The organism is Klebsiella sp. MS 92-3, from assembly GCF_000195655.1.
In the GTDB taxonomy this organism is placed as follows: domain Bacteria; phylum Pseudomonadota; class Gammaproteobacteria; order Enterobacterales; family Enterobacteriaceae; genus Klebsiella; species Klebsiella pneumoniae.
In genome coordinates this window covers 54,012-65,641 of record NZ_GL882872.1, presented here as the reverse complement: position 1 = coordinate 65,641, position 11,630 = coordinate 54,012, and the positions used below count along the sequence as shown (strand labels likewise).

15 protein-coding genes are annotated in these 11,630 nt (G+C 55.1%); 10 read left to right on the top strand and 5 right to left on the bottom strand.

Annotated elements, in window-relative coordinates; all coding sequences use genetic code 11:
- Window positions 1-777, bottom strand: a 777-nt coding sequence (locus HMPREF9538_RS30850) for an alcohol dehydrogenase catalytic domain-containing protein (protein ID WP_009486511.1), incomplete at its 3' end; no start/stop codon positions are given.
- A 67-nt stretch (window positions 778-844) separates the two neighbouring features.
- Window positions 845-1,180 carry a hypothetical protein gene (locus tag HMPREF9538_RS32535; protein WP_004213087.1) on the bottom strand — a complete coding sequence of 112 codons (336 nt, stop codon included), beginning with the start codon at window positions 1,178-1,180 and terminating at the stop codon, window positions 845-847.
- 219 nt (window positions 1,181-1,399) lie between these two features.
- Between HMPREF9538_RS32535 and HMPREF9538_RS00355 the strand changes: the two genes are divergently transcribed.
- The 6 genes from HMPREF9538_RS00355 (at window position 1,400) to cydB (ending at window position 6,076) form a co-directional block, all read left to right on the top strand.
- Window positions 1,400-1,585: a general stress protein gene (locus HMPREF9538_RS00355; RefSeq protein WP_004150795.1), complete on the top strand. Its 186-nt coding sequence runs from the start codon at window positions 1,400-1,402 to the stop codon at window positions 1,583-1,585.
- Window positions 1,586-1,675: 90 nt separating this feature from the next.
- Entirely contained in the window at window positions 1,676-2,170 is a 495-nt protein-coding gene (locus HMPREF9538_RS00360; RefSeq protein WP_004148027.1) for a ferritin-like domain-containing protein, read from the top strand.
- Window positions 2,171-2,196: 26 nt separating this feature from the next.
- A complete protein-coding gene (locus tag HMPREF9538_RS00365) occupies window positions 2,197-2,703 on the top strand; it encodes a ferritin-like domain-containing protein (protein WP_004190904.1) in 507 nt (168 codons plus the stop codon).
- A 16-nt stretch (window positions 2,704-2,719) separates the two neighbouring features.
- Window positions 2,720-3,607 carry a manganese catalase family protein gene (locus HMPREF9538_RS00370; RefSeq protein WP_004179357.1) on the top strand — a complete coding sequence of 296 codons (888 nt, stop codon included), beginning with the start codon at window positions 2,720-2,722 and terminating at the stop codon, window positions 3,605-3,607.
- Between the two features lie 55 nt (window positions 3,608-3,662).
- A complete protein-coding gene (locus HMPREF9538_RS00375) occupies window positions 3,663-5,069 on the top strand; it encodes a cytochrome ubiquinol oxidase subunit I (RefSeq protein ID WP_009486510.1) in 1,407 nt (468 codons plus the stop codon).
- Complete coding sequence (cydB, locus tag HMPREF9538_RS00380) at window positions 5,066-6,076, top strand: cytochrome d ubiquinol oxidase subunit II (RefSeq protein WP_004140509.1); 1,011 nt, start codon at window positions 5,066-5,068, stop codon at window positions 6,074-6,076. The genes HMPREF9538_RS00375 and cydB overlap by 4 nt, the downstream gene beginning before the upstream one ends.
- Window positions 6,077-6,191: 115 nt before the next feature.
- Here the strand turns inward: cydB and HMPREF9538_RS00385 are convergent, their stop codons facing one another.
- A complete protein-coding gene (locus HMPREF9538_RS00385) occupies window positions 6,192-6,389 on the bottom strand; it encodes a hypothetical protein (protein ID WP_004140506.1) in 198 nt (65 codons plus the stop codon).
- 566 nt (window positions 6,390-6,955) lie between these two features.
- On the opposite strand from HMPREF9538_RS00385, the gene HMPREF9538_RS00390 reads away from it, so the two are divergent.
- From HMPREF9538_RS00390 to HMPREF9538_RS00400, 3 genes are all read left to right on the top strand, one after another.
- Entirely contained in the window at window positions 6,956-7,588 is a 633-nt protein-coding gene (locus tag HMPREF9538_RS00390) for a helix-turn-helix domain-containing protein (RefSeq protein WP_004150791.1), read from the top strand.
- Window positions 7,589-7,627: 39 nt separating this feature from the next.
- A complete protein-coding gene (locus tag HMPREF9538_RS00395) occupies window positions 7,628-7,807 on the top strand; it encodes a hypothetical protein (protein WP_004140501.1) in 180 nt (59 codons plus the stop codon).
- Window positions 7,808-8,205: 398 nt separating this feature from the next.
- Window positions 8,206-8,892: an EAL domain-containing protein gene (locus HMPREF9538_RS00400; RefSeq protein ID WP_004150790.1), complete on the top strand. Its 687-nt coding sequence runs from the start codon at window positions 8,206-8,208 to the stop codon at window positions 8,890-8,892.
- 112 nt (window positions 8,893-9,004) lie between these two features.
- Here HMPREF9538_RS00400 and HMPREF9538_RS32530 read toward each other — a convergent pair whose 3' ends face one another.
- Both HMPREF9538_RS32530 and HMPREF9538_RS00410 read right to left on the bottom strand, forming a co-directional pair.
- Complete coding sequence (locus HMPREF9538_RS32530) at window positions 9,005-9,169, bottom strand: hypothetical protein (protein ID WP_009486509.1); 165 nt, start codon at window positions 9,167-9,169, stop codon at window positions 9,005-9,007.
- A 33-nt stretch (window positions 9,170-9,202) separates the two neighbouring features.
- On the bottom strand, window positions 9,203-10,711 hold the full coding sequence (locus tag HMPREF9538_RS00410; protein WP_009486508.1) for a UbiD family decarboxylase: 1,509 nt from the start codon (window positions 10,709-10,711) through the stop codon (window positions 9,203-9,205).
- Window positions 10,712-10,831: 120 nt separating this feature from the next.
- Here HMPREF9538_RS00410 and HMPREF9538_RS00415 point away from each other — a divergent pair.
- Window positions 10,832-11,630, top strand: a 799-nt coding sequence (locus tag HMPREF9538_RS00415; protein ID WP_009486507.1) for a LysR substrate-binding domain-containing protein, incomplete at its 3' end; no start/stop codon positions are given.

Here is an 11,630-nt window from a genome sequence, read left to right as displayed (position 1 = left end):
GCCGCCGCCGCGATGGCCCGGCGTGTTATCGATAATCCACTGCGCAGGATCGTCATGGTGGTCAAAGTTTATCGGGATCGCGCCATAGCGTTGTTGCGCGAAATCGAGTCGGTAATCGTTATGATCGATGATAAATATCTGTTCTGCGCCATTGAGCCTGGCGCAGGAGGCGCAGAGCAGGCCTACCGGGCCGGCGCCAAAAATAGCCACGCTACTGCCGGGTTTGACCTCGGCGTTTTTAACCGCCTGCCAGGCGGTGGGCAGAATATCTGACAGAAACAGCACCTTTTCATCGGGTAAGGTGTCTGGCACTTTAAACGGTCCGGTATTGGCTTTGGGGACCCGTACATATTCCGCCTGGCCGCCCGGGATCCCGCCGTACAAATCGCTATAGCCAAACAGCGCCGCCGGTGGCGAAATGCCTTTTCGATTGAGCGTCGCTCCCTGGCCGCTATTGGTGCTTTCGCAGGCGGCATACTGCTGCAAGCGACAAAAGAAGCAGTCTCCGCAGGCGATGACAAACGGGATAACCACCCGGTCGCCTTTGCGGACCGCGGTGACCTCGGAACCGGCTTCCACCACTTCCCCCATAAATTCATGGCCGAAAATATCACCATGGTGCGTGCCGGGGATCTTTCCGCGGTACAGATGCAGATCGGAACCGCAAATCGCTGTCGCGGTGACGCGCAGAATAATATCGTCCGCTGCCTCAAGAGCCGGGTCAGGCATGGTGTCGACGCTGACATGATGCGGGCCGTGATAAGTGAGTGCTTTCATAGAATATTCTCCTCGAGAGAAAGGTTGACAGCATGCGGTTCTTCGGCCTGGTGAACGGCTGCTATCGTCACCGATAAATCATCGTAAAAAATAAAGCGTAGAGTACTAATAATGGAACTGCGTGATATTCCAGGAGCTGAATATATTCCACGCTTCGCTTATTTCCCGGCTGGTCCGTTCGAGTTATTTGCCTATTGCCCTTATGTGTGCCAGTATTAATCGGGCATGATATTCGCTCCATTTTGTTTGCTAGCCGCTTCCCCAGCGGCTTTTTTTTATCCGTAAAATCAGGGAAAATTCTTAATTTCCGTCTGGCAAAGGACAATGCTGCCGCTTCGTTATATAACCCAACGGTAGTAATCCTCCGGTATAGATAATTCTTTGCCGCAGAGGTGATCTGCATACATTATTTCCCTGAACACAGTGAGTTAGCGTCAAGGTGCCGTCTGGTTATTTTTGAGGTGTCTTGTAGAATTATTCCGAATTCCTGCTAAAAGGTGTCGAAAAAACGGAATAATAATTTGACTAACCAGCATTACCCGCTAGATTTAAATATCGAACGACGAGTGATACGGAATATTTTCGTATCGTACTGACATAACCGATATACATGAGGTGAAATATGGCAGAGCATCGTGGTGGTTCCGGTAATTTTGCTGAAGACCGTGAAAAAGCTTCTGAAGCAGGTCGTAAAGGTGGTCAGCACAGCGGCGGGAACTTTAAAAATGATCCGCAGCGTGCGTCCGAAGCGGGTAAAAAAGGCGGACAGAATAGCCACGGCGGTGGCCGCAAGTCCGATAATTCCTGATTATCCTTTTCCTTGCACCCTGAAGTGAAAGTATCTCCTGCGAGTCTGTCACAGACTCGCAGTTATTTTCTGACTCCAGAAGGTATTTCTATGAATATGAAAAGCATTGAAGATGTATTTATTCACCTGCTCTCAGATACCTACAGCGCAGAGAAACAATTAACCCGCGGGCTGGCTAAACTAGCCAGAGCGGCGTCCAGTGAAAAACTCAGCGCGGCGTTCAATGCTCATCTTGAAGAAACCCAGGGCCAGATCGAACGTATCGACCAGATTATTGAACAGGAATCCAACCTGAAAATCAAACGCATGAAATGCGTGGCCATGGAAGGATTAATCGAAGAAGCTAATGAAGTCGTTGAGAGCACGGAAAAAAATGAGGTACGTGATGCTGCATTAATTGCCGCTGCGCAAAAGGTCGAGCATTACGAAATTGCCAGTTACGGTACTCTGGTCACCCTGGCAGAGCAGTTGGGCTATAAAAAAGCAGCCAAACTGCTTGCCGAAACCCTGGAAGAAGAAAAACAAACCGATGTGAAATTAACCGATCTGGCGGTAGGTAATATTAATAAGAAAGCGGAAAAATAAACTCTCCCTGACACGAGGAAATCACGATGAATCACGTTGAACATTACCATGACTGGCTACGAGATGCGCATGCCATGGAAAAACAGGCAGAGTCCATGCTGGAATCAATGGCTGGCCGTATCGATAATTATCCGGATCTCCGTGCCAGAATCGAACAGCATGTTAACGAGACCAAACGGCAAATTACCGTGCTGGAAGAGATCCTCGACCGCAATGAGATTTCGCGCTCGGTGATTAAAGATTCGATGAGTAAAATGGCGGCTCTCGGCCAGTCCATCGGCGGGATGTTTCCTTCCGATGAAATCGTCAAAGGCTCGATCAGCGGGTACGTTTTCGAGCAGTTTGAAATCGCCTGCTATACCTCTCTGCTGGCGGCCGCTGAAAAAGCGGGCGATACCGCCTCCATCCCAGCCATTGAAGCCATCCTGGAGGAAGAGCGGGAAATGGCCGACTGGCTGATTAAACATATTCCTCAGACTACGGAGCAGTTTCTCCTGCGTTCAGATGCTGACGGCGTAGAAGCGAAAAAATAACCCAGGAGGCAGGCCCATGTTTCGTCATGTGAAACAACTGCAGTATACCGTACGCGTTGCTGAACCGAATCCGGGGCTCGCGAATTTACTGCTCGAACAGTTTGGCGGCCCTCAGGGCGAGCTGGCCGCCGCGTGTCGTTATTTCACCCAGGGATTAAGCGATGACGATCCCGGCCGCAAAGATATGCTGATGGATATCGCGACAGAGGAGTTGAGCCATCTGGAGATCATTGGCACTTTGGTCGGCATGCTGAATAAAGGCGCCAAAGGAGCCCTGGCGGAGGGCACTGAGAGCGAGGCGGAACTCTATCGTTCGCTCACCGCCAACGGCAATGACAGCCATATTACATCCCTGCTGTACGGCGGCGGTACCCCGCTGACCAACTCGGCGGGCGTGCCGTGGACGGCGGCCTACATTGATACTATCGGCGAACCCACCGCCGACCTGCGGTCGAATGTCGCGGCGGAGGCGAGGGCGAAGATCGTCTATGAACGCCTGATCAACGTGACCGACGATCCTGGCGTGAAAGACGCGCTGGCCTTCCTGATGACCCGCGAAGCGGCGCATCAGCTCTCTTTTGAGAAGGCCCTGCAGTCGATTCGCAACAACTATCCACCGGGCAAACTGCCGCCCATTAGCGAGTACGCTAACACCTACTACAATATGTCTGAAGGTGGAGAAGTACGCGGCAGCTGGAACAGTGACAAACACTTCGATTATGTCAAGGATCCACAGCCGGGCGTAGACGGCGGAGATGGCAGTGCTTCTGTCGGCCTGACGCCAGAGCAGGAAGCGCTGTGCAAAGCGATGCTGAAGCGAACGCAGTCTGACCCGCAGGGCGATCCTTTGACCGGCGCCGAACTCGGAGCCGGGAAGCAAAACACTTCATCATCAGCTAAGTGATGTTCGCATGAGCCCCGGCTGCGGTCGGGGCGATTCACAATGATGGGTGTGGAATATGTTTGAATTCGACGCGTTTCATCTGGCCCGATTGCAATTCGCCTTTACCGTATCCTTCCATATCCTCTTTCCGGCCATCACCATCGGCCTTGCCAGCTACCTTGTGGTGCTTGAGGGGATGTGGCTGCGAACCCGGGATAATGTCTGGCGTTCACTCTACAATTTCTGGCTGAAAATTTTTGCCGTCAATTTTGGCATGGGCGTAGTCTCCGGATTAGTCATGTCCTATCAGTTCGGCACCAACTGGAGCGGATTTTCCCAGTTCGCTGGCAGTATTACCGGCCCGCTGCTGCTGTACGAAGTGCTGACCGCCTTCTTTCTTGAAGCGGGATTCCTCGGGGTGATGCTGTTTGGCTGGAATAAAGTGCCGCCAGCGCTGCATTTTTTTACCACCTGCATGGTGGCGCTTGGCACGTTGGTTTCTACCTTCTGGATCCTTGCCTCCAATAGCTGGATGCAGACGCCGCAGGGTTTTATCATCGAAAATGGCCATCTCATCCCGCAGGACTGGCTGGCGATTATCTTTAACCCCTCTTTTCCGTATCGCTTGTTCCATATGGCGATAGCCGCGTTTCTCAGTAGCGCCATGTTCGTCGGGGCGTCTGCCGCGTGGCATCTTCTGCGCGGCAACGACTCGCCGGCCATCCGCAAAATGCTGTCGATGGCGATGTGGATGGCGCTGCTGGTGGCGCCGATCCAGGCGGTGGTGGGGGATATGCATGGTCTTAACACCCTTGAGCATCAGCCGGCGAAGATCGCGGCCATCGAAGGGCACTGGGAAAATCGCCCCGGCGAGGCCACGCCGCTGCTGCTGTTTGGCCTGCCGGACATGGAGCAGGAGCGGACCCGCTATGGTCTTGAGATCCCCGCTCTCGGTAGCCTGATCCTTACCCACAGCCTGCATAAGCAGGTGCCGGCCCTGAAAGACTTCCCGAAAGAGGACCGACCCTATTCGCCCGCCGTCTTCTGGTCGTTTCGCATCATGGTCGCGATGGGCGTGTTGATGATCGCCTTAGGGATCTGCAGCGCCTGGCTGCGCTATCGGCGGCGGCTGTACCACTCGCGTCCCTTCCAGTGGTTTGCGCTCTGTATGGGGCCCGCCGGTCTTATTGCCCTGGTCGCCGGGTGGGTGACCACCGAGATGGGCCGCCAGCCGTGGGTGATATACGGGTTGCTGCGCACGCGGGATGCGGTGTCGTTGCACAGCACCCTGCAGATGGCCATCAGCCTGCTGGTATTTATCGTGGTTTACTGCGCCGTGTTTGGCGTGGGGTATTACTACATTTTCCGGCTTATCAAAAAAGGGCCGCAGCCGGTGACGGAGCTGACCTCGCAAACCGCAGGCACCCCGGCGCGTCCGCTCTCAGCGGCTGAGCCGGTGCGTGATGAGGAGAACGCATCATGAGCATCGATATCTCGGTGATTTGGTTTGTCATCATTGTCTTCGCCACGCTGATGTATATCGTGATGGATGGTTTCGATTTAGGTATTGGGATGCTGTTCAGCGTGGTGCATGATGGCGAAGAGCGCGATGTGATGGTCAACAGCGTCGCCCCCGTCTGGGATGGTAACGAAACCTGGCTGGTGCTCGGCGGGGCAGGGCTGTTCGGCGCCTTTCCGCTGGCCTATGCGGTGATCACCGATGCGCTGGTTATCCCGCTGACGGCGATGCTCATCGGCCTGATTTTTCGCGGCGTGGCCTTTGAATTTCGTTTTAAAGCGGTTCCCTCGCATCGCATCTTCTGGGACTATGCCTTTGCCGGCGGCTCGCTGTTGGCGACCTTCAGCCAGGGGATTGTCGTCGGCGCGTTTATCAACGGCTTTGCGGTGGCTGACCGCCGCTTCGCCGGTTCGACGCTGGACTGGCTTACCCCTTTCAATCTGTTCTGCGGTCTGGGGCTGGTGGTGGCCTATCTGCTGCTGGGCACCACGTGGTTGATTATGAAAAGCGAAGGCGCGCTGCAGCAGCGGATGCGCGAGCTGACCCGCAAGGTACTGCTGGCGCTGATGGCGGTGATCGCGGTGGTCAGCGTCTGGACGCCGTTGGGCTGGCGCTACGTGGCGGAACGCTGGTTTACGCTGCCCAATTTCTTCTGGTTCGTGCCGGTGCCGATTCTGGTGTTGGCACTGAGCCTGTGGATCTGGCGCCTGAGCGCGCGCCCCGCCAGCCACGCCCGTCCCTTTATCCTGACGCTGGGCCTGATATTCCTCGGCTTCAGCGGGCTGGGGATCAGCGTCTGGCCGAACATTATCCCACCGCATATCTCTCTGTGGGATGCCGCTGCGCCGCCGTCCAGCCAGGTATTTATGCTGCCGGGCGCGCTGCTCATTATCCCGGTGATCCTGATGTATACCGCCTGGAGCTACTACGTCTTTCGCGGCAAAGTCTCCGGCAGCGAGGGCTATCACTGAGCCTGATTCGCGCCGGCAGGTGAGGATTTGCCGGCGCGTCGCGCCGTCCGGTCAGGGATGACCGAGAGGGATGCGCACAAACCGGTGATCTGCTGCAACGACTCGGGCCGGGTGTTTATGCCTTCGGCGGCTTGATCTTAATAATAAATCGTTCGTTAACCCGGGTGATCCTCGCGCCAATATCGCCAAACTCGGTGGCGATTTTAAAAAAATCGTCCGCGGCGACATCAAAATCGAGCTCAATCTTCGGGTGTTGTCCTGTCGCCAGTAATTCATAGAAATGGTCAAGGCTGCGGGCTTTTTCGCTAGGCATCTTATTTCTCCATGGTAAACCAATCTGCAGGGGTTTTATTGCTTACGGCGCTTTTACGGATTATTCAGCAGGATGACAAACGTGCCTGATATAAAATTATGCAATGACAGTAAGAATGAGGCAGGGCGAGGTTATTCCGTGTTGTTAAACCGCGTGGCGACGCGTTGTCCGCCATACCATGACGGCAGAGACGACCCTGCGGCGCCGGTTGATGATAGACATTTTTTGATGACAAATTAATGACAATAAAATGAATCTGTCCGGGCTCGGGATGGCATCGTGCTAAATAATTTTATTCTGTGGCTGGTAAGGTGGTTGTTAACTACTTTATGGTGATGGAGCGTCTTTTTTAGGGCCAACGGCGAGGGAACAACGATGCAATTACTTGATTTATTCGCAGGCTTATTATGGTTAAGCAGCGTTATCTTCCTGCTGTTTGTTCTTGATGTGATCATCACCCGTTATCTTTATCGTAAATAATCGACAACGACAGCGGCGTTGGGCATAGGGGACGGCGTCGGAGGATGATAATATAACCCGCGGACTGATTCAGAAAGGAATGCGCGGTGGCCGGGAGAATTGATTACGATATTGAAAAATACCAGTTTACCGAAGCCGGTGAGACGCCACGGCTCCGGGAGCAGTGGCGCGAAGTATACCTGGAGTGTCGTCAGCTGCGGGCCGGGGCAGAGGAGCGCCTGCGCATTGCGTTACTGAACGTCGACTATGTCACCAGCTTCGAGCTGCCTTTTCGCCTGCTGCTGGTGCGCGCGCCGCAGCTAATCGCCGATGTTCGCGAGACGTTGCAGCTTAGCCGTAAAGCCGCCGTTTTCAACGGCAAACGTTACGGCTGCGTCTATAGTTTGAAACAGGATTTACAGGCTGTACCGGAAGCCTTTCATTACCGCCTGGCAAACCGCATTCGTCGCGTCGATGCAACCGGGCTGACGGCGGCCCCGTACCAGCAGATTGCCCGGGAGATAAAGCCGGCCCGGGAGCGGCTCCGCCAGGCGCTGAACGCCGGCCTGCCGGTCACCGCTCTCGACGCCCTGTTCTGGTTCGGCAGTCAGCGAGTGGCGGCGGACATCGCGCAGTTGCGCCGGTCCGGCATGGCGATTGTCACGACGGAGGTGGAGGTCAGCGACAATTTGTTCAATACCACCCGACGAGTGCCCGTTTACCGCCTGGCCAGCGAGTGAGTCGGCAACCTTTCGCCCAGCCGTTGCCTCTGCAGACAGTTGACCATTGCCCCGTCGAACCAGACGCACAGCCCTCTGGCGACAGGCCGCGGGGCCGGTTCCAGCCATGCGCTGGCGATGAGCATGAGGAGCATTAGCGCCAGTGGAACCATGTATTTTCTTTTCACTGCCCTTTATCCGCTGCGCCTGTTCTGCCAGCAAGGTAGCGGTAAAGTATGACGTTTCGTTGACCGGGGCAGCGTTTTTATTATCGGCAAGCGGTTGCGTTGGGTCAGAGATTATTCATCTTTTGGCATACGAAAGGACGAAAACTGGCGGCTTGTATTTTTGATTTTTATTACACCACGCTTTTTTTTTGCCGCCGGGGAAAAGCGTAATGTGGCTACGACTGGATGCGGCTCGTCATGTAACTGGCTGGTTTAAAACAATATTTTAATTGTTGTCTAAACGCATGCGACAGCGGTGGCTAATTTATATTAATTCACTTTACCGATCAATAAATTATATGTTGATAGTTTTTAGCTATCGAATGTTTCTTATCGATCATTTTAAACTATTTTTGTTGGCGGGAAATATATGACATGCTTTAACCCTTTCTTATTTTTGGTATTTTTTAAATGGTTGAAGAAAACGCGAAAAATACCTCCTATCGCTTCGTACTGGAGCCCGCTATTAGCGATGATGGCAGCTGCCACTCGTGGGAATTGCTCACTAAAGATATTATAGCACCCGCACGAAATAACGCCTCAGCGCCCGCGTTTTCTTTCTCCACGCTTACCGAAAGCGATAAGCTTGCACTATTTACCCGACAAATCGAGTTGCTTTCCGTATTTGATTTTTCCCTGGTCGATAATAAGCCGATCTCGCTCAATATCGATGATTTATTAAGCCATTTTATTCTGACGGACCGCTATCTCTGCGATTTTCTGCGCTCGTGTAAGCATATTGCTTTGGAGATAAATGAGAATTTTCATGAGTTTATCGCCGGCCGCGAGCTGACGGCGCTAAGCACGCTGGCGGCGCTTTGTCCGGTCTGGCTGGATGATTTTGGTCGCGGGCGAACCTCCTTCCCGCTGCTGGAGAGATTCCGCTTCGATTGCGTCAAAGTGGATAAGGATTACTTCTGGGATAAAGAAAACGACCCCGCTTTGCCCGGTCTGTTGCAGTCTATTCATACCCTGACCGGCCATGTGATCGTTGAGGGTATCGAAACCGAAAAGCAAAAACGGTTAATCACTTCTGCCGGGGACATCATAGGTCAGGGCCGCTACTGGAAGGAAGAATATATTTTTCTTTGCGGTTGAGAGTCGACCGGGGGCTGGTTTCGGTTACCTGCTATTCTTTTATTATCCAGTTTTAAATACCCCCTTTGCTACAGATAGTCTTTATTAGCGCAGTGATAAGCGCCTCTCTTTTTTATGAAGGATCATTCCCTGTAAATACCCCCATGCGTAACGCCCCGATCGCCATTTCGACGTAAGCCAGGAGCTGATTTCTGAGCTGCGCGAGCTGGTGAAAAAAGATCTCGCCGCTGCGATCAATTAATCCTGCCTGCGCCATCCGCTCAGGATCGCGCGGCATGGAAAAATGCCGCCGTTTACCGGCGGCTATTGCTTATTTTGCGCTACCCTGGTTTTTTTCCAGCCGGGCGAAATACTCCGGTGCAAACGGGCGCGGATCGACGTCGGCAAACGGCGCGCGCTCAAAGTGCGATTTCAGCGCCCAGGGAACCGTGCAGTCAAAAATGGTCTTGCAGCTGATGCCATTTCCACGGATCGACGGGCTGTATTCCGGCGTCTGGGACGGATCCAGCTGGTGACCGCGAATGCCGGGGATTGTCGTAATGCTGACGTCCCCCTGCATGCGGGTGGTCATCGCCCACAGGATATCGTCGCTGTCAAAGATGTCGACATCTTCATCAACCAGAATAATATTTTTTAGCTCGGAATAGGTCGCCAGCGCCAGCAGCGCGGCCTGCCCCTGCCGGCCTTCATCGGCGGGTTGACGTTTTTTCACCTGCAGGATCCCGAGGAACTTACCGCCACCCGCGGTGTGGGCGTAGACATTTTGTAAAAAGCCCGGAATGGCGGCCTCGACGGCATTCCAGATACTGGCTTCCGTTGGCAGGCCGGCGAGGGTGGTATGCTCTTCCCCCGGTCCCACCAGGGTCTGCAGAATCGCATTGTTTCGCATGGTCACTGCTTTGACTTTGATTACCGGCAGCGACGGATTAGCGCCGCCGCAGTAGCCAGGAAATTCCGGCATCGCGTGGCCGCTATTGGTGTGCTGATCCTCTCTGACGCGCACGCCAGGCAACAGCTCACCTTCGATAACGATCTCGGCGCGGGCGATGGCTTTCTCCGGGACGCTGACGCCCTGAACCAGCTCCACCGGACGTTGACGCAGCGCGCCGGCGACGCCCAGCTCGTTATAGCCGAACGGCGTGGTAGGGGCTTCGAAGCAGGCGCCAATATAGATGGCCGGATCGAGACCCATATTGATGGTTATCGGCAGCGGTTTGCCTGCGGCCTCGGCCTTCTGGCGAAACACTTCGATATGGCGGCCGGCGGCAAGAAACATCGACAGCTCATCCCGGCCCTGGACGCACAAGCGGTGGATGGTGACGTCGGTCAGCGAGGCGTCGTCGGGATCGCTGGCCAGCGCCAGGCCCAGGCAGAAGAAGGGGCCGGCGTCGATAGGGGTGTTGGTGGGCGCCGGAAGCAGGGTGCGCAAATCAAAATCCGGATCGTCGGCCAGAAAGATCTGTTCCTGGCAGGGGGCGCTGCTGGCCGGGACGACCACCGGCGCGACCGGTTTTTTCACCGCCTTACCCACTTCAAGGGCCAGCTGCGAGGCTTCGCAGCCCAGCATCAGCGCGGCCCGCTGGCGGCTGGCGTGCATACCCACCAGAATGCGCGAGTGTGGATAACCCTTAATATTGTTAAACATCATCGCCGGCCCGATGCGGGTGGGGCGCTTCACGGTGCCGCCCGCGCCGATATGGCGATAAACACCGGCCAGCTCGGCGTTAGGGTCAACCGGATGATCGGTTTCGAGATACTGATTGTCATGCTGTTGCAGCAGCGCGATGGCGTCGCGCAGATCCTGAATCGGTGCGGTCATGATGTTCTCCTTAGCGTATCGATGCGCACAGTATGCTTCGCAGGCTAATGGTTATCAATTGCATCATTTATGCTTTATTGATAAGCTTTTTCTTATCAATTTGTAGGGAGGAGTCCGACCATGTCCTTGCGAGCGTTACGCCATTTTGTGGTCGTTGCCGAAGAGTTGCATATGCACCGGGCGGCGGAGCGGTTACATATCGCCCAGCCCGCCCTCAGTCAGCAGATTAAGCAGCTTGAGCAGCGCCTGGGCGTGGTGCTCTTTTCCCGCGCTAACCGCCGTCTGACTCTGACCGCCGCGGGCGAGGCCTTTTTACACAAGACGCGGCTGGCGCTGGAAATGGCCGATCAGGCGGTGCTGGACGCCCAGCGCATCGCGCGGGGCAAGCAGGGGAGGCTGCATTTGGGGTATGTCTCCAGCGCGATGTACGACAGTAAACTGCCGGGGCTCCTGCGCCGGCTGCGCGCCGACTGGCCGGGGATTGAGCTGTCGCTGGTGCAGGGGGATGTGCAAATGCTCTACGAAGCGCTGTTGGATCTGCGTCTGGATATCGCCATCATCCGCGCGCCGCTGGCCTCGCCGCCGGACGCGCTGGTGGTCAGGCCGTTTGTACGTGAAAAGCTCTGCCTGGCGCTCTATCAACAGCATCCGCTGGCCGGCGTGGGCGCGCTTAATCTGGCCTCATTGCGCACTGACAACTGGATCTCGCTTGACGATCCGCAGGGCACCGGACTGGAGCAGGTTTTTATGGATGCCTGTCGCGTCGCGGGCTTTACGCCGCAGGTGGCGCAGCGGATTAACGACGTTACCTCGATGATTAGCCTGGTCTCCGCCGGGGTGGGAGTGGCGTTGGTTCCGCTCTCGGCGCGGGCCTTACGCTTTGATAACGTGGTGTATATCGATCTCCAGGATCGGCTGG